The following is a 16313-nucleotide window of genomic DNA, read 5'->3' as shown; positions in this document are numbered from 1 at the left end:
CCGCCCGCAGCGGCCGGCACCGGGCAACAGCACCCCCGTCGGATACGGGCGGCCGGACCGAGGACGGACACCCCCCACCCCGGCCCCGACCCACAACGCACCGCAGGCGCTAGGCACGCCACGACGCACCGCAACGGGCCGCCGCAGGCACAAAAGGGGCGCGGGGAACTGCGCGACCAGCCACAACGACACCCGCACCGGCCGCCGCAGGCACCCGCGACCAGCCACAACGAAACCCGCACCCGAACAACAGCCGAAGCGCCACACACACCCGCCCGCACCCCCCACCCCCGTAAGGTGAGACACATGAACGATCGCATGGTGTGGATCGACTGCGAGATGACCGGCCTCTCGCTGTCCGACGACGCGCTCATCGAGGTGGCCGCCCTCGTCACCGACTCCGAGCTCAACGTGCTCGGCGAAGGCGTGGACATCGTCATCCGGCCGCCGGACCAGGCGCTGGAGACGATGCCGGAGGTGGTGCGTCAGATGCACACCGCGTCCGGGCTGCTCGCGGAGCTCCCGAACGGCACGACCCTGAAGGACGCCGAGGAACAGGTCCTGGCGTACGTGAAGGAGTACGTGAAGGAACCCGGCAAGGCCCCCCTCTGCGGCAACTCCGTCGGCACCGACCGCGGCTTCCTGCTCCGCGACATGCCCACGCTGGAGGACTACCTCCACTACCGCATCGTCGACGTGTCCTCCGTCAAGGAGCTGGCCCGCCGCTGGTACCCGAGGGCCTATTTCAACAGCCCGGAGAAGAACGGCAACCACCGCGCCCTCGCCGACATCCGCGAATCCATCGCGGAGCTCCGCTACTACCGCGAGGCGATCTTCGTCCCCCAGCCCGGCCCGGACTCCGACACCGCCAAGACGATCGCGGCCAAGCACGTCCTCCCAGCTCAGCCGCACTGACCGGGCCCCCGAAGGGGGCGCCGCCGAAAGCGGGCGCGAGCACCCCTTCGGACCCTGTACACTTTTTCTCGGCCGGTCAGGGAGACGCAAGAATCCCAGCGCCGGTCATGGTGGGTGTAGCTCAGCTGGTAGAGCACCTGGTTGTGGTCCAGGATGCCGCGGGTTCGAGTCCCGTCACTCACCCTGTGTGATCAGCCGGTGACCTTGTATCGAGGTCACCGGCTGATCGCGTTCACTGACACTCCCCGGGGGCCCACCCTGTACGCCGAGCCGCTGCGCACCCACCGCCTGGACGTCGTACCTCTGCGGGCCGAGCACGCCCCCGAGATGGCTGAGGTCCTCGCCGACCCCTCCCTGCACACCTTCATCGGCGGCTCCCCCGCCACACCCCAGGCACTCCGCACCCGCTACGACCGTCTCGTCGCCGGCTCTCCCGACCCGACCGTCACCTGGTGCAACTGGGTCCTGCGCCTGCGCGAACACCACCCGCAGGACAGCCGAGCCATCGGCACCGTCCAGGCGACGATCACCCCCGGCGCCGCCGAGGCCGAGATCGCCTGGGTCATCGGCTCGCCCTGGCAGGGCCACGGCTACGCCACCGAGGCCGCCCGCGAACTGGTGACCTGGCTGACAACCCGGCAGCCGCCGATCCGCACGATCATGGCCCACATCCACCCGGACCACCACGCCTCCGCAGCCGTGGCCCGAGCGGCGGGCCTGCACCCCACCGACGAACACCACGACGGCGAGCTCCGCTGGCGCCTCACCCGCTGACGGCGCTCAAGACGACACCCGCGGCCACCGACTCCGGACGCCCGCACCGCCAACCCCGCCGCCCCTCAAGACGACGCCCGCACCACCAGCTCCGCCGCCAGCACCACCTGCCGCCGCACGGCGTCCAGGTCCCGCGAAACCGCCGGCCGGCGATCCGCGATCTCGGTGAGCAGTAGATCGATCATCCGCCGCCCCATCTCCTGGATCGGCTGCCGCACGCTCGTCAGCGGCGGCTCCATGTGCCGGGCGATCGCGGAGTCGTCGTACCCCACCAGCGCGACGTCCTCCGGAATGCGCCGCCCCGCCTCCCGCAGCACCTGTCGCGCCCCGGCTGCCGTGACGTCCGAGCCGGCGAACACCGCGTCCAGGTCCGGGCACCGCGCCAGCAGCCGGGTCATCGCCCGCCGGCCGCCCTCCTCGGTGAAGTCGCCGGGCTCGATGAGCGTGTCGTCCACGCCCCGCCCCGCGTCCCGCAGCGCCTCCCGGTAGCCGTCGACGCGCCGCTGGGCGCCGTAGACGTCGAGGCGGCCGGTGATGTGGGCGATGCGCGAGCGGCCGCGCGCGAGCAGGTGCTCCACCGCCTGCCGGGCCCCGCCGTAGTTGTCCGAGTCCACCGACGGCAGCACCTCCCCCGCCGAGCGCGGACCGCTGATCACCGCGGGGATCTCCAGCCGGGCCAGCAGGTCCGGCAGCGGGTCGTCGGCATGCACGGAGACCAGCAGGACGCCGTCCACCCGGTGCGCGGCCAGGTACTCGGCGAGCCGCTGCCGTTCGCGGTCGTTGCCCGCGAAGATCAGCAGCAGCTGCATCTCGGTGTCGGTCAGCTCCGCGCCGACGCCCCGCAGCATGTCCGAGAAGTACGGCTCGGCGAAGAACCGGGTCTCCGGCTCGGGCACGACCAGGGCGACCGCGTCGGTGCGGTTGGCGGCCAGGGCGCGTGCCGCGGTGTTCGGGACGTAGCCCAGTTCGGCGACGGCCGCCTCGACGGCGGCGCGGGTGGCGTCACTGACCCGGGGCGATCCGTTGATCACCCGGGACACCGTGCCCCGGCCGACACCGGCGCGCGCGGCGACTTCCTCGAGGGTGGGCCGGCCCCCGCTCCGTCCCCGCACTCCGTGGCCTGCCATGGGCTCCGCCTCCCGCCGTCGTCGTCCCGCTGGCCTGGAATCTAACAGCCCCGCCACGCGAGGTGACCGCCCCGTGACGCCGGCACCGGAATCCTCAACTCCAGTTAACAGCCCGATAACTGAACGCATCTGACCGCGTCCGTTCCCTTGACACCCCCGCACGAACCCACGACTCTTCAACACATCACATGTGGGAGCGCTCCCACAGTACCTGACACATACATGTCCCGCACGTTCCCCGCCCGAGCCGCAGCTAGCACGAACGGGCCCAACCACTGCAGTTGGCCGGGGGGTCGGCACGTCAGGCAACAGGAGGACGCAATGCGTACGAGTACCCGCCGGTCCCACCGGCTGACGGCACTGACAGCCGTCGCCGTACTGGCCACGGGACTGCTGGCAGGCTGCGCCAGTGACGACGGCTCGTCGAGTGCCGACAACGGCAGCGGCGGCGGAGGGGGGAGCTCCAAGGGCAAGGTGACGCTGTCCGTCGGCACCTTCGGGGTCTTCGGTTACAAGCAGGCCGGACTGTACGACGAGTACATGAAGCTGCACCCGGACATCGTCGTCAAGGAGAACGTCACCACCAAGACCGACGTCTACTGGCCGAAGGTGCTCACCCGCCTGCAGGCCGGCTCCGGCACCGACGACATCCAGGCCATCGAGATCGGCAATGTCACCGAGGCCGTCCAGACCCAGGGCGACAAGTTCGTCGATCTCGGCAAGGAGGTCGACAAGTCGCAGTGGCTGGACTGGAAGAACGCCCAGGCCACCACCAAGGACGGCAAGCTCATCGGGCTCGGCACCGACATCGGCCCGATGGCGGTCTGCTACCGCAAGGACCTCTTCCAGAAGGCCGGCATCGAGAGCGACCGCACCAAGCTCGCCGCGCTGTGGAAGGGCGACTGGAACAAGTACGTCGACCTCGGCAAGCAGTACATGAAGAAGGCCCCGAGCGGCACCAAGTACGTCGACTCCGCCTCCTCCGTGTACAACGCGGTCCTCGGCGGCGAGACCGAGCGCAACTACGACAAGGACGGCAACGTCGTCTACGACAAGTCCGCGGGCGTGAAGAAGGCCTGGGGCGCGGCCATGGGCGTGGCGACCAGCGACATGTCGGCCAAGCTGAAGCAGTTCGACAAGTCCTGGGACCAGGCCTTCGCCAACGGCACCTTCGCCACCGTCGCCTGCCCGGCGTGGATGATCGGCTACATCCAGGAGAAGTCCGGCCCGGCCGGCAGCGGCAAGTGGGACATCGCGGCGGCCCCGACCGCGGCCAACTGGGGCGGCTCCTTCATCGGCGTGCCGAAGGCGAGCAAGCACCAGAAGGAGGCCATCGCGCTGGCGAAGTGGCTGACCGCGCCCGAGCAGGAGGCGAAGGTCTTCGCCAAGCAGGCGAGCTTCCCGTCCGTCCCGGCGGCGTACGCGAGCCTGAAGCCGCAGCCCGACACCCAGGCGTACTTCTCGGGCGCCCCGCTGACGCAGATCTTCTCCGACGCGGCCAAGACCATCCCGGCGCAGCCGCTCGGCCCGAAGGACAAGCCGATCGACACCGCGATCTGTGACATCGGCATCGTCCAGGTCGAGCAGAAGGGCAAGTCGCCCGAGCAGGGCTGGGACGCGGCCACCAAGGAGATCAAGGACGTGCTCGGCCAGTGACCAGCTCCAAGCAGGCTCTCGCGCATCCCGCGTCGAGCGCCGAGGCCGCGCCCGGCTCCCAGCCGGGCGCGGCCCGGGGCGCTCACGGTCGCGGTACGCCGCCGGCGGACAGGGGCTCCTGGCGCAGCCGGATGTACCGCTGGGACATGAAGGCGTCGCCGTACGCGTTCATCTCCCCGTTCTTCGTGATCTTCGGCGCCTTCTCGCTGGTGCCGCTGCTGTACACCGCCTGGTACTCGCTGCACCATGTGCAGCTGTCCAACCTGGACGGGCAGAGCTGGGCGGGGCTGGAGAACTACAAGTCGCTGCTGTCCTCGGAGTTCTTCTGGAACGCCCTGGAGAACACCTTCACCATCGGTCTGATCTCCACCGTGCCGCAGCTGGCGGCCGCGATCTGGCTGGCGCATCTGCTGCACTTCAAGCTGCGCGGCTCGACCGTGTGGCGGGTGGTGATGCTGACCCCGTACGCCACCTCGGTGGCGGCGGCGACGCTGGTGTTCGCGCTGCTGTTCTCGCCGGAGAAGAACGGCATCGTCAACTGGGCCCTCGATCTGCTCGGCCTCGACCCGGTCAACTGGCACGAGTCCGACTGGGGTTCGCAGCTCGCCGTGTCGTCGATCGTGATCTGGCGGTGGACCGGCTACAACGCGCTGATCTATCTGGCGGCGATGCAGGCGATCCCGGCCGACCTGTACGAGTCGGCGGCGATCGACGGCGCGAACCGCTGGCAGCAGTTCTGGAACGTGACGATCCCGATGCTGCGGCCGACGATCCTGTTCACCGTCGTCGTCTCCACGATCGGCGCGACCCAGCTGTTCGGCGAGCCGCTGCTGTTCGGCGGCGTGAGCGGTTCCAAGGGCGGCTCGGAGCACCAGTTCCAGACCCTCGGCCTGTACATGTACGACCAGGGCTTCATCATCGGCAATCTCGGCAAGGCGTCCGCGATCGCCTGGACGATGCTGCTGATCCTGCTGCTCGTCGCCGCGCTCAACCTGCTGGTCTCCCGACGGCTGAGGAAGGCCCAATGACCACCAGTGAACTGACCCTGCCCCCGACGGCCGCCGCGCCGCAGGGCCGGCGCCGGGTGCTGGGCGCGGGCAAGCAGCTGCACGCCGGCCCGGTCACCTATGTCGTGCTGGTCGTGTTCGCGCTCGTCTCGCTGGCCCCGCTCGTGTGGACGGCGATCGCGGCCTCGCGCACCAACACGCGTCTGGCGCAGACCCCGCCGCCGTTGTGGTTCGGCGGCAATCTGTTCAAGAATCTGGAGACCGCCTGGGACCAGGCCGGTATGGGCACCGCGATGGTCAACACCACGTTCGTCGCCGGCACGATCACCGTGGGCACGGTGCTGTTCTCCACGCTGGCCGGGTTCGCCTTCGCCAAGCTGCGGTTCCGGTTCTCCACAGCGCTGCTGCTGATCACCATCGGCACGATGATGGTCCCGCCGCAGCTGGCCGTCGTACCGCTGTATCTGTGGATGACGGACCTGCACTGGGCGAACCATCTGCAGACGGTCATCCTGCCGACCCTGGTGAGCGCCTTCGGTACGTTCTTCATGCGGCAGTACCTGGTGCAGGCGCTGCCGACCGAGCTGATCGAGGCGGCGCGGGTGGACGGCGCGAGCAGCCTGAGAGTGGTGTGGCACGTGGTCTTCCCGGCGGCGCGGCCGGCGATGGCGGTGCTGGGGCTGCTGACGTTCGTGATGGCCTGGAACGACTTCCTGTGGCCGATCATCGCCCTGAACGGCGAGAACCCGACCGTCCAGGTGGCCCTGAACCAGCTCGGCACCGGCTACATCCCCGACGACTCGGTGATCATGGCGGGCGCGCTGCTCGGCACGCTGCCGCTGCTGCTGGCGTTCCTGCTGTTCGGCAAGCAGATCGTCGGCGGCATCATGCAGGGCGCGGTCAAGGGCTGACCGCCGAAAGATTCCCGCGGGGCCGGGTCAGCGCCGCCTCGGCCCCCACCCCTCTTGTCCACCTGTCGGTCTTCACGACCACGAAGGTCTCCACGACCACCAATGGGAGCGCTTCCATGTCTGATTCCGTGACCCCGGAGAACCCGGTGACGTTTCCTCCCGCCTTCCTCTGGGGCGCCGCGACCTCCGCGTACCAGATCGAGGGGGCGGTGCGGGAGGACGGCCGCACCCCCTCGATCTGGGACACCTTCAGCCATACGCCCGGCAAGACGGCCGGCGGCGAGACCGGTGACATCGCGGTCGACCACTACCACCGCTTCCGCGAGGACGTGGCGATGATGGCGGACCTGGGCCTGAACGCCTACCGTTTCTCGGTCTCCTGGCCCCGGGTGCAGCCCACCGGCCGCGGCCCGGCCGTCCAGCGCGGCCTGGACTTCTACCGCCGGCTGGTCGACGAGCTGCTCGCCCACGGCATCAAGCCGGCCGTCACCCTCTACCACTGGGACCTGCCGCAGGAGCTGGAGGACGCGGGCGGCTGGCCGGAGCGGGACACCGCCCACCGGTTCGCCGAGTACGCGCAGCTCGTCGGCGAGGCGCTCGGCGACCGGGTGGAGCAGTGGATCACCCTGAACGAGCCGTGGTGCAGCGCCTTCCTCGGGTACGGCTCCGGCGTGCACGCCCCCGGCCGCACCGACCCGGTGGCCTCCCTCAGGGCGGCGCATCATCTGAACCTGGCGCACGGGCTCGGCACTTCGGCGCTGCGCTCGGTGATGCCGGCCCGCAACCAGGTGGCGATCAGCCTCAACTCCTCGGTGGTGCGCCCGCTGTCGCAGACCCCGCGGGATCTCGCGGCCGCCCGCCGCATCGACGACCTGGCCAACGGCGTCTTCCACGGCCCGATCCTGCACGGGGCGTACCCGCACACCCTGCTGGAGGCCACCTCCTCGCTGACCGACTGGTCCTTCGTCCAGGCGGGCGACCTGGAGCTGATCCGCCAGCCGCTGGACGCGCTCGGCCTGAACTACTACACCCCGGCGCTGGTCTCGGCCGCCGACCCGGACGCGCCGCCCGTGCGCGCCGACGGCCACGGCGAGAGCGAGCACTCCCCCTGGCCGGCCGCCGACGACGTGGCCTTCCACCAGACGCCGGGTGAGCGCACCGAGATGGGCTGGTCCATCGACCCGACCGGCCTGCACGAGCTGATCATGCGCTATTCGCGGGAGGCGCCCGGGCTGTCGCTGTACATCACGGAGAACGGCGCCGCCTACGACGACAAGCCCGACGCCGACGGCCAGGTGCACGACCCGGAGCGCATCGCCTACCTGCACGGCCATCTGTCGGCGGTGCGCCGCGCCCTCACCGACGGCGCCGATGTGCGCGGCTACTACCTGTGGTCCCTGATGGACAACTTCGAGTGGGCGTACGGCTACGGCAAGCGCTTCGGCGCGGTCTACGTCGACTACGTCACGCTGGATCGGACCCCGAAGTCCAGCGCCCACTGGTACGGCCGGGCGGCCCGCACCGGGTCACTGCCGCCGGTGGAGGCCGCCTAGCGGGTGGGCGCTTGCCGGGGTGCTCAGTTGTAGGCCGCGAACGCCTTGGAGAAGGCGAAGTTCTCCTGGGCGATCGAGCTGCACGTGGCGTCGGCGGAGGGCTTGGGGCCGCCGGCGCAGGCCTTGTCGCGGGTGGCCGACCACATGGACAGCCAGCCCAGGCCCTTGGACTTGGCGAAGTTCACCAGCTGGGTGGCGTCGTCGACCTTGAAGACCTCGGAGGAGACGTCGTTGACGCCGATCATCGGGGTCACGGCGACCGCCTTCCAGGCCGCGCTGTCGGACAGCCCGAGGACACCCTTGACCTGGGCCTGGGTGGCGGTGGCGGCCTGCTCGGCGTAGGTGCCCATGTCGCCGTTGTAGGAGGCGCCGTAGTCCATCGCCATGATGTTGACGGCGGAGATCTTCACACCGCCCGCCTTGGCGTTGGAGAGCAGGTTCACGCCGTCCTGGGTGAGGCCCTCGGGCATGACCGGGAGGGTGAAGGAGACGTCCAGGCCGGGGTGGCTCTGCTGGAGCTTGGCGATGGCCTGGGCGCGGCGGGTGTTGGCGGCCGTGTTCGGCAGCGCGCCGCCCTCGATGTCGAAGTCGACCTTGGTGAGCTTGAAGGCGTCGACGGCCTTGCCGTAGGCGGCCGCGAGGGCGTCGGCCGAGGAGCAGGAGGTGGCCAGTTCGGTGCCGGAGGCGCCGCCGAAGGAGACGCGGACGTCGCCGCCCTTGGCGCGCAGGGCGCCGATCTGACCGGCGACGGCGTCGGCGGTGAGGTCGGTGACGCCGCCCCACTTGGGGGTGCAGCCGCCGCCGTCGGTGACGAAGGCGAGGTTGTAGTTCTTCACGCCGGTCGCGTCCGCGCTCGCGAGCAGGTCGAACGCCGGGTAGAGGGACGTGTCGACGTAGGGGGCGAAGCCGGCGGACGCCTTGGTCCCGGTACCGCTGCTGGGGGACGGGGAGGCGGTGGGCGGTTGGGTGGGCTCGGCGGTCTGTGTGGGCTTGGCGGTGGGGGTCGCGGTCGGCGTGGGGGTCTGCGGCTGGGTGGGGCGGCCGCTGGGCTCCGGAGTGGCACCGCCGTCGGCGGAACACGCGGCCTGGTCGATGCTGCAGCCCGACGGATCGCCGGTGCCGTCGACGACGAAGCCGACGGTGGCCGACTCGCCCGCCTTCAGGCCGTCGGCGTCCCACTTCGGCGGCCTCACGGTGACGTGCTGTCCGCTGACGCTCGATTCGCCGTTCCACAGGGAGCTGAGCTTGGCGCCGGCCGGCAGGTCGAACTCGAGCGTCCAGGTGTTCTCCGCCTGGCCGCTGTTGTTGGTGACGACGTACTGCGCGGTGTAGCCGGTCGACCAACTGCTGGTCTTCGTGTACGCGGCGTTCACCCCGGCCGCGTTCGCGGTGCCGGTGAGCAGCACCGCGCCGCCACCGGCCACGGCCGCGGCCACCAGGCCGCCTATCGCCTTGTTCCTGCCACTGATCCTGCGCCGGTGCGTGCTCATGCGTGCCTGCCTTCGCTGTTCACGGGGGTGTGGTGCGGCAGCACGCTAGCGAGCCCGAACAGGACAAAAGCCCTGTTGCAGACGGTGGTTGGGGTTCTTAGGCCGCGCTTAAGGAAGGGATCGGGACCGATTAAAGGTAGAGACCAATTCGAGTGACCGATGCGAGAGCCGATGCGGGGATCGTCACCTCGTGACAAGGCGACGGCGCCGCCGTACGCTCCCGCGGTGACCGCGCCCCGCGGGGGTGCGGCGGAGGCCGTCCAGCTGGATCCAGATCCGCACCTCCGCGCCGCCCAGCACCGAGGAGCCGACGCGCACATCACCGCCGGTGGACTCCGCGAGCCGGCACACGATGTCCAGGCCGAGACCGGTCGAACCGTCGCTGCCCGAGCCCTGGCCGCGGGCCATCGCCGCCTCCGGGTCGGGTATGCCGGGGCCGGCGTCGGACACGAGCACGATCACCGCGTCCTCGCCGTTGTGCACGTCGACCGCGAAGGCCGTGCCCTGCGGGGTGTGCCGGAAGACGTTGCCGAGCAGCGCGTCCAGCGCAGCCACGAGGTCGGCGCGCGCCACGGGTATGCGCACCGGGCGCTCCACACCGGCCACCCGCCACTTGCGGCCCTCGTCCTCGGCGAGCGCCGACCAGAACTCCATGCGCTCCCGGACCACTTCGGCCGCGTCACAGCCGGCGCCGGGCCCGGCGGCCGCGGTCTGCGGCTTGGCCTCCCGCGCCGTGCGGATGATGGTGTCGACCTCGCGCTCCAACTGCGCCACGGCGGCCCGGGTCTGCTCGGCGGCGGGCGTGTCACCGAGCGAGGCGGCGTTCAGACGCAGCACGGTCAGCGGGGTGCGCAGCCGGTGGGACAGGTCGGCGGCCAGCTCCCGCTCGTTGGCGAGGAGGTGGACGACCTGGTCGGCCATGGAGTTGAAGGCGACCGCCGCGAGCCGCAGTTCGGTCGGCCCCTCCTCCGGCACCCGGGCGCCGAGCTTGCCCTCGCCCAGTTCGTGCGCGCCCTCGACCAGCCGCTGCGCCGGGCGGACCATCCGGACGCCCAGCCGGTCGGCGACCGCGACCGAGCCCACGACCAGCGCCGCGCCGACCCCGGCGAGCACCGCCCAGGCCGTACCGACGCCGTTGCTGACCTCGGACTCGGGGACGTACACCTCGACGACGACGGTGCCCAGGCTGAGCGCCACGGGCTGGAGCAGCACGGAACCGCCGGGCACCTCCGCGGTGGAGGCGCGGCCCAGTCTGCGTACCGCTTCTATGTCCCCGGCGGTGGCGCGGCGGCGGCCGAGGTCGAGGGCGGGCGTGCCGTCGCCGGCCGGCAGGTGGACCGCCATGCCGTCACCGGTGCCGGCCGAGGCGACGACCCGCTCCAGCTGCTCGCGATCGGTGGTGATGGACAGCGCGGGCACCACGACCGCCGCCTGCCGTTCGGCGTTGGAGAAGGCGCGGTCGCGGGCCATCTCCTTGATGACGAGTCCGAGCGGCACGGCGAAGGCGATCACGACCATCGTGGTGACCGCCAGACAGACCCGCACCAGCGCCCACCTCATCGCGGTGGCTCCGCTTCCTGTGGCGGTTCCAGCTTCACGCCGACCCCGCGCAAGGTGTGCAGATAGCGCGGGCTGGCGGCGGTCTCGCCGAGTTTGCGGCGCAGCCAGGACAGATGGACGTCGATGGTCTGGTCGTCGCCGTAGGACTGCTGCCACACCTCGGCGAGCAGTTCGCGGCGGGGGACGACCACGCCGGGACGGCCGGCGAGGAAGGCGAGCAGGTCGAACTCGCGGCGGGTCAGGTCCAGCCGCGCGCCGTCCAGTTCGGCCTGGCGGCGCAGCGGGTCGACGGTGAGGCCGCCGACCCGGATGACGGTGGAGGGCGGGGCGTCGGCGGAGCCGCCGCGGGCGCGGCGCAGTACGGCGGCCATGCGCGCCGACAGGTGTTCCGGGGAGAACGGCTTGGTCAGGTAGTCGTCCGCGCCGGCGTTCAGCAGCCGTACGATCTCCGCCTCGTCGTCCCGGGCGGTGGCGATGATCACCGGTACGTCGGTGATGCCGCGCAGCATCTTCAGGGCCTCGGAGCCGTCCAGGTCGGGCAGTCCGAGGTCCAGGATGACGACGTCGAAACGGAAATGGGCGACCTCGCGCAGCGCCTCCAGCGCCGTGCCGACACTGCGCACCGTGTGGGTGGCGTCGGTCAGATGCCGGATGAGCGCCGAGCGTACGAACTGGTCGTCCTCGACCACGAGCACACTTGCCATGCGCCGCACCGTACGCCATGCGCGGGACGCCGGTGGGAGGCTGTGGACAACTCCGATGGTGTGGAAAACGGGCGGCGTCGCGGGGGCCGGGCGCGGTCGGATTCGTGCGACACGCGGGCGACCGGTGAGGCAGTATGGCCCGCGATGCGCAGAGGACTCGTACACGTACTCGCGTGGTCGCTCGCCACGAGCGCGGCGGTCACGCTGTCGTGGTGGGGCGTGCACACGGTGATGGCGGGCACCGCGTACGACCCGCCGCGCGCCCTGCCGATCACGGCGGCGCAGGCGACGACGCAGGGCGCGGGGCGCGCTTCGTCCACGGCCCGGTCCGCACCGCCGTCCCGTACGCCACCGTCCTCGCCGTCGCCGTCGCCGAGCCGCCGGGCGACCGCCTCCGCCCGCCCGCCGTCCGCCTCCCCGAGCCCGTCCGCCACCGTCTCGGGCCGGATCAAGAGCTACGACTCGAAGGGCGGCCGCGTGGTGTTCGACATCGGCCCGTCCAGCGCGTCGCTGGTGTCGGCCGCCCCCAACCCGGGCTGGTCGATGCAGTGGTGGAAGACCGAGTCGTGGATCCGGGTCGAGTTCGCCTCGGGTGCGGACCGGGTGTCGGTGTTCTGCACATGGCACGACGGACCACCGCGGGTGGACGTCGGCACGTACTGACTGCGGGGCCCGGGCCCGCGACGCCGGGACGACCCGAACGACAGCGCCTAACGGAACACCGACGGCGGTGGGGCGGGGGATGCGACGGCGGCCGCGTCCGTGACGGGGGCGGCGCCGCCGGTGAAGTCGCGCAGCGCCTTGCCGTGCTCGACGCGGCCGGGATGCGGGTCGGAGGCCGCGCGGCGGGTCAGTTCGGCGACGGGCAGAGGACGGTCGCAGGCCACGAGCACCGCGTTGCCGAAGCGCTTGCCGCGCAGCACCGCCGGATCGGCGACCAGCGCGAGATCGGCGAACCGCGCGGCGGCACTGGCGATCTGACCGCGCAGGTGCGCCAGCGGCGGGCCGTCGGCGATGTTCGCGGCGTACACACCACCCGGCTTGAGCGCCCGGCGGACCTCGTCCAGGAACTCGGTGGAGGTCAGGTGGGCGGGGGTGCGGGCGCCGCTGAAGACGTCGGCGACGAGCAGGTCCGCCCAGCCGTCCGGGACCTTGCCGAGGCCCTCGCGGGCGTCGGCGGAGCGGACCCGGATCCGGGCGGCGGGGTCCAGCGGCAGTTCCCGGCGCACCAGCTGGACCAGGGCCGCGTCCCGCTCGACGACCTGCTGGGTGGAGCGGGGGCGGGTCGCGGCGACATAGCGGGCCAGGGTGAGGGCGCCGCCGCCGAGGTGCACGGCGTGGACCGGTTTGCCGGGCGGGGCGGTGAGGTCGATGACGTGGCCGAGGCGGCGCTGGTACTCGAAGGAGAGGTACGCCGGGTCGTCCAGGTCGACGTGCGACTGCGGTGCGCTGTCCACCAGCAGCGTCCAGGCCCGCGCCCGGTCCGGGTCGGGGACCAGCTCCGCGAGCCCGCCGTCGACCTGTTCCACGACCACATCTGCGGCGGCCTGCCGGCGGCGGGGGTTTCTGGACTTGCCCATCCGGCCATTATCCGGGGTCGTGGGGCGTCGGGAGCGAGCGTGGCGTGATCGGGCGCTGGCGAGGGGCGGGGGGCAGGCGCAGGAGGAAGGGGATGTGCCGGCAGGTCAGCGGCAGCTGTCCGCCGCCTCGATCAGGCGGGCCGCCTCACCCAGGGCGCGGCGCAGGACCGCCGGGTCGGTCGCCCGGTCGGCGTCGCCGGGAGGGAGCAGCCAGGCGGAGCCCTCCACCGGCGGCTCCGGCGCCAGGCGCAGCCCGCGGCCGTCGGTCTCGGTGCAGGTGCTGCCCGGGAGGTCCCAGCCGGCGGCCGTGCCGGGCGGGACGAGGAAGGCGAGGGTGCCGCAGCCGTCGTCGTGCAGGACGGGACCGACCGCGTCCGAGGCGCCGCGGCGCAGGATGTCGACGGCCTCCAGGCCCTGGCGGGTCGGCACGGTGACGAGGTCGCAGGCGCTCCCCGCACCGGCGTCCGGTCTGTGCGCCTGCGCCGCCGGCGAACCCGGTGCCGTACACGGTGCGATGCTCTGGCTGGTCTCCATCCCGGCCTCCATCACGCAATTCCTGGGCACCTGTCGCCGACCGCACCGGCCGGTCGCGTGTGGCCTGTTGCGGTCCACCGGGTTCAACGCGCGGTCGTGTCAACGGCTACGGCGAAAGTCCGCCGCAAAGGATGGCAGTTCATGGCAGATCGGGGGTGGCATATCCGGTTTGTAGCTAAACAATGCGTGGCGGGACGACCACAGAAGGTACGTTCTTGCCGCCGGAGAACAGGGTGATCACCCCGACATTGGGGCAACTCACCCCGGCTCCGGCATGGTTCGACGGTTCGCACGAGAGGACCCGGCCATGGCGTCGTCAACGGTGAACGCTGCCCCAGCGTCCCAGCCCAACCGGCCACCGCGGCCCAACCTCGTCTTCCGGCAGCTGCGCGGAGCGCGCTCACCGGCCGAGTTCGCCGCGCTGGTGCGGCGCGCGGCCCGGGAGATCGGTGAGCGGGTGAGCTGTGACGCGCGCTACATCGGTCGGGTCGAGGCGGGCGAGATCCGCTGTCCCAACTACGCCTACGAGCGGGTGTTCCTGCACATGTACCCGGGCCGCACGCTCGTGGACCTGGGCTTCGCACCCCGGTCGGCGGTACGTGGGCGGGCGGCGCGCGTGCCCATCGCCGGTGGCGCTGAACCGGGGGCGGGCGTCGAACCGTATGAGCCGCAGGAACCGTATGACACGCACCACCACGACCATGAGGAGAGCGACGTGCTGCGTCGCGCATTCATCAGCGGCGGAGGCGCCACGGTGGCCGCCGCCTCGCTGGGCCCCATCGGGCTCGCCCCGGACGCCGTGGCGTCCGGGCGCGCCACGGGCCTTGCTCGCCTCGCCCGTCCCGTGCGCCGTGCCGGCGCGAGTGAGGCGAGCGCCCTGGAAGAGGCCGTCCGCAGGATCCGGGTGCTGGACGACCGGCACGGCGCCGACGGCCTGTACCGGCGGGCGGCCGCCCCGCTGCGCGCCGCGTACGCGCTGCTGGACGCCGGTGCGACCCGGCAGGTGACCGCCGACCGGCTGCACGCGGGCGCGGGTGAGCTGGCCATCTCGGTGGGGTGGCTGGCGCACGACTCGGGGCGCTTCGAGGACGCACGTTCGCACTACGCCGAGGCGCTGGCCACCGCGCGGATGACCGGGGACGCGGGGCTGGAGGCGCACGCGTTCTGCAACATGGCGTTCCTCGCGCGGGACGCCGGGCGCCCGCGGGAGGCGGTGCGGGCGGCGCAGGCCGCGCAGCGGGTCGCCCGGCCGCTGGGGTCGGCACGGCTGATGTCGCTGCTGGCGCTGCGGGAGGCCGGCGGCTGGGCGGGGCTCGCGGACCGGTTCGGGTGCGAGCAGGCGCTCGGGCGGGCGCAGGCGCTGTTCGAACGGGGGCCGTCGGAGGTGGACCCGGAGTGGATGAGCTTCTACGGCGAGGCCGAGCTGGCCGGCCTGGAGGCGCAGTGCTGGTCCACGCTCGGGGACTGGGAGCGGGCGGCGCGGCAGGCGCGGCGGGCGGCGCGGTTGCAGGACCCGCACTTCACGCGGAACACGGCGCTGTACACGGCGGAGCTGGCGGACGATCTGGCGCGTGGGGGGCGGCCCGACGAGGCGGCCGCGGCGGGGTTGACGGTGCTGGGGCTGCTGGATCAGGTGCAGTCGTCGCGGGTGCAGAGCATGGTGGCGGGGACGGCGCGGGTGCTGTTGCCTCACCGGCGGGCTGCGGGGGTGGCGGCGTTCTTGGAACGGCATGCGAGTTTGCCGCGCATGCCTTGACGGGGGGTGCCGTGCCTGCGGCGCCGGGTCGTCGTTCGTCTGCGGGTTTCGTTGTGGCTGGTCGCGCAGTTCCCCGCGCCCCTTTGTGCCCGGCGGCTCAGCCCGGCAGGTGGCCGACGTCGTTCCAGGACTCCAGGGCCGGTTCGCCGTAGGCCCAGCCGAGGGTGGAGAGGGAGGTCGGGTTCAGGCGGATGCGGGAGGCGAAGCGCAGGGGGAGGTCCAGCCAGCGGGCGCCGATCGCGCGGAGGATGTGGCCGTGCGCGAAGATCAGGACGTCGCGGTCCGCCGAGCGGGCCCAGGCGACCACCTCGTCGGCCCGCGCGGTCACCTCGGCCAGGGTCTCGCCGTCGGGCACTCCGTCGCGCCAGATGAACCAGCCGGGGCGCAGCGCCTGTATCTCGGCCGGGGTGAGGCCCTCGTAGGCGCCGTAGTCCCACTCCATGAGCGTGTCCCACCGCGTCGCGCGGTCGCCGAAGCCGGCCAGTTCGCACGTCTCACGCGCGCGTGCCAGCGGGCTGGTGCGGACCTCCACGTCGGGCAGGCCGTCCAGCGGCGAGCGGTGCAGTCGCTCGCCGAGCAGCTTGGCGCCGCGCCGGCCCTCCTCCAGCAGCGGGATGTCCGTCCTGCCGGTGTGCCTGCCGGACAGCGACCATTCGGTCTGTCCGTGCCGTGCCAGCAGGATGCGCGGTGCCATGCGAGGGGCCTTTCGGGTGTGGAAGGGGGTTCGTCTCCATCATCGCGTACCC

Annotated in this window: 15 protein-coding genes and 1 tRNA gene; 9 read left to right on the top strand and 7 right to left on the bottom strand. The window is 72.0% G+C overall.

Features of this window, described 5'->3' with window-relative positions:
* The first annotated feature begins 306 nt into the window (after positions 1–306).
* The 3 genes from orn (at position 307) to AB0J12_RS28640 (ending at position 1689) form a co-directional block, all read left to right on the top strand.
* Positions 307–915: an oligoribonuclease gene (gene orn / locus AB0J12_RS28650; RefSeq protein WP_363267366.1), complete on the top strand. Its 609-nt coding sequence runs from the start codon at positions 307–309 to the stop codon at positions 913–915.
* A gap of 110 nt (positions 916–1025) precedes the next feature.
* Positions 1026–1098 (top strand) — tRNA-His (locus AB0J12_RS28645).
* Between the two features lie 42 nt (positions 1099–1140).
* Positions 1141–1689: a GNAT family N-acetyltransferase gene (locus tag AB0J12_RS28640; RefSeq protein WP_363267378.1), complete on the top strand. Its 549-nt coding sequence runs from the start codon at positions 1141–1143 to the stop codon at positions 1687–1689.
* Between the two features lie 65 nt (positions 1690–1754).
* Here AB0J12_RS28640 and AB0J12_RS28635 read toward each other — a convergent pair whose 3' ends face one another.
* Positions 1755–2816 carry a LacI family DNA-binding transcriptional regulator gene (locus AB0J12_RS28635; RefSeq protein WP_363267365.1) on the bottom strand — a complete coding sequence of 354 codons (1062 nt, stop codon included), beginning with the start codon at positions 2814–2816 and terminating at the stop codon, positions 1755–1757.
* A gap of 321 nt (positions 2817–3137) precedes the next feature.
* On the opposite strand from AB0J12_RS28635, the gene AB0J12_RS28630 reads away from it, so the two are divergent.
* From AB0J12_RS28630 to AB0J12_RS28615, 4 genes are all read left to right on the top strand, one after another.
* Positions 3138–4472, top strand: coding sequence for an ABC transporter substrate-binding protein (locus tag AB0J12_RS28630; RefSeq protein WP_363267364.1), 1335 nt, complete (start codon positions 3138–3140; stop codon positions 4470–4472).
* Positions 4469–5500 carry a sugar ABC transporter permease gene (locus AB0J12_RS28625; protein WP_363267362.1) on the top strand — a complete coding sequence of 344 codons (1032 nt, stop codon included), beginning with the start codon at positions 4469–4471 and terminating at the stop codon, positions 5498–5500. Before AB0J12_RS28630 ends, AB0J12_RS28625 begins: the two co-directional genes overlap by 4 nt.
* Positions 5497–6390: a carbohydrate ABC transporter permease gene (locus AB0J12_RS28620; protein ID WP_363267361.1), complete on the top strand. Its 894-nt coding sequence runs from the start codon at positions 5497–5499 to the stop codon at positions 6388–6390. Before AB0J12_RS28625 ends, AB0J12_RS28620 begins: the two co-directional genes overlap by 4 nt.
* A gap of 116 nt (positions 6391–6506) precedes the next feature.
* Positions 6507–7943, top strand: a complete 1437-nt coding sequence (locus tag AB0J12_RS28615) for a GH1 family beta-glucosidase (protein ID WP_363267360.1) — start codon at positions 6507–6509, stop codon at positions 7941–7943.
* A 23-nt stretch (positions 7944–7966) separates the two neighbouring features.
* Here the strand turns inward: AB0J12_RS28615 and AB0J12_RS28610 are convergent, their stop codons facing one another.
* The 3 genes from AB0J12_RS28610 to AB0J12_RS28600 form a co-directional block, all read right to left on the bottom strand.
* Positions 7967–9433 (bottom strand): cellulose binding domain-containing protein, encoded by a 1467-nt coding sequence (locus AB0J12_RS28610; RefSeq protein ID WP_363267359.1) that lies wholly within the window; start codon positions 9431–9433, stop codon positions 7967–7969.
* Between the two features lie 183 nt (positions 9434–9616).
* The gene (locus AB0J12_RS28605; protein WP_363267358.1) at positions 9617–10993 is read right to left on the bottom strand and encodes a HAMP domain-containing sensor histidine kinase; all 1377 of its coding nucleotides are present in this window, start codon (positions 10991–10993) and stop codon (positions 9617–9619) included.
* Positions 10990–11697 carry a response regulator transcription factor gene (locus tag AB0J12_RS28600; RefSeq protein ID WP_363267357.1) on the bottom strand — a complete coding sequence of 236 codons (708 nt, stop codon included), beginning with the start codon at positions 11695–11697 and terminating at the stop codon, positions 10990–10992. The genes AB0J12_RS28605 and AB0J12_RS28600 overlap by 4 nt, the downstream gene beginning before the upstream one ends.
* 144 nt (positions 11698–11841) lie before the next feature.
* Here AB0J12_RS28600 and AB0J12_RS28595 point away from each other — a divergent pair, with 144 nt between their 5' ends.
* Complete coding sequence (locus tag AB0J12_RS28595) at positions 11842–12360, top strand: hypothetical protein (RefSeq protein WP_363267356.1); 519 nt, start codon at positions 11842–11844, stop codon at positions 12358–12360.
* A gap of 47 nt (positions 12361–12407) precedes the next feature.
* Here AB0J12_RS28595 and AB0J12_RS28590 read toward each other — a convergent pair whose 3' ends face one another.
* Entirely contained in the window at positions 12408–13277 is an 870-nt protein-coding gene (locus tag AB0J12_RS28590) for a fused MFS/spermidine synthase (RefSeq protein WP_363267355.1), read from the bottom strand.
* Positions 13278–13382: 105 nt separating this feature from the next.
* Positions 13383–13811, bottom strand: coding sequence for a hypothetical protein (locus AB0J12_RS28585; protein WP_363267354.1), 429 nt, complete (start codon positions 13809–13811; stop codon positions 13383–13385).
* A 307-nt stretch (positions 13812–14118) separates the two neighbouring features.
* Between AB0J12_RS28585 and AB0J12_RS28580 the strand changes: the two genes are divergently transcribed.
* Positions 14119–15567 carry a hypothetical protein gene (locus AB0J12_RS28580; protein ID WP_363267353.1) on the top strand — a complete coding sequence of 483 codons (1449 nt, stop codon included), beginning with the start codon at positions 14119–14121 and terminating at the stop codon, positions 15565–15567.
* Between the two features lie 97 nt (positions 15568–15664).
* Here the strand turns inward: AB0J12_RS28580 and AB0J12_RS28575 are convergent, their stop codons facing one another.
* Complete coding sequence (locus AB0J12_RS28575; RefSeq protein ID WP_363267352.1) at positions 15665–16261, bottom strand: histidine phosphatase family protein; 597 nt, start codon at positions 16259–16261, stop codon at positions 15665–15667.
* Between the last annotated feature and the right edge of the window lie 52 nt (positions 16262–16313).

It is taken from the genome of Streptomyces sp. NPDC049915, assembly GCF_040656475.1.
In the GTDB taxonomy this organism is placed as follows: domain Bacteria; phylum Actinomycetota; class Actinomycetes; order Streptomycetales; family Streptomycetaceae; genus Streptomyces.
The sequence above is the reverse complement of the archived record's forward strand: the minus strand, read 5'-3'. Positions and strand labels throughout refer to the sequence as shown.

What these genes read in the sequence shown, in the direction of transcription:
- AB0J12_RS28585 (WP_363267354.1), bottom strand. Translation starts at nt 13,811, where the DNA reads ATGGAGACCAGCCAGAGCATCGCACCGTGTACGGCACCGGGTTCGCCG.
- AB0J12_RS28615 (WP_363267360.1), top strand. Translation starts at nt 6,507, where the DNA reads ATGTCTGATTCCGTGACCCCGGAGAACCCGGTGACGTTTCCTCCCGCC.
- AB0J12_RS28590 (WP_363267355.1), bottom strand. Translation starts at nt 13,277, where the DNA reads ATGGGCAAGTCCAGAAACCCCCGCCGCCGGCAGGCCGCCGCAGATGTG.
- AB0J12_RS28595 (WP_363267356.1), top strand. Translation starts at nt 11,842, where the DNA reads ATGCGCAGAGGACTCGTACACGTACTCGCGTGGTCGCTCGCCACGAGC.
- AB0J12_RS28635 (WP_363267365.1), bottom strand. Translation starts at nt 2,816, where the DNA reads ATGGCAGGCCACGGAGTGCGGGGACGGAGCGGGGGCCGGCCCACCCTC.
- AB0J12_RS28610 (WP_363267359.1), bottom strand. Translation starts at nt 9,433, where the DNA reads ATGAGCACGCACCGGCGCAGGATCAGTGGCAGGAACAAGGCGATAGGC.
- AB0J12_RS28575 (WP_363267352.1), bottom strand. Translation starts at nt 16,261, where the DNA reads ATGGCACCGCGCATCCTGCTGGCACGGCACGGACAGACCGAATGGTCG.
- orn (WP_363267366.1), top strand. Translation starts at nt 307, where the DNA reads ATGAACGATCGCATGGTGTGGATCGACTGCGAGATGACCGGCCTCTCG.
- AB0J12_RS28620 (WP_363267361.1), top strand. Translation starts at nt 5,497, where the DNA reads ATGACCACCAGTGAACTGACCCTGCCCCCGACGGCCGCCGCGCCGCAG.
- AB0J12_RS28605 (WP_363267358.1), bottom strand. Translation starts at nt 10,993, where the DNA reads ATGAGGTGGGCGCTGGTGCGGGTCTGTCTGGCGGTCACCACGATGGTC.
- AB0J12_RS28600 (WP_363267357.1), bottom strand. Translation starts at nt 11,697, where the DNA reads ATGGCAAGTGTGCTCGTGGTCGAGGACGACCAGTTCGTACGCTCGGCG.
- AB0J12_RS28630 (WP_363267364.1), top strand. Translation starts at nt 3,138, where the DNA reads ATGCGTACGAGTACCCGCCGGTCCCACCGGCTGACGGCACTGACAGCC.
- AB0J12_RS28580 (WP_363267353.1), top strand. Translation starts at nt 14,119, where the DNA reads ATGGCGTCGTCAACGGTGAACGCTGCCCCAGCGTCCCAGCCCAACCGG.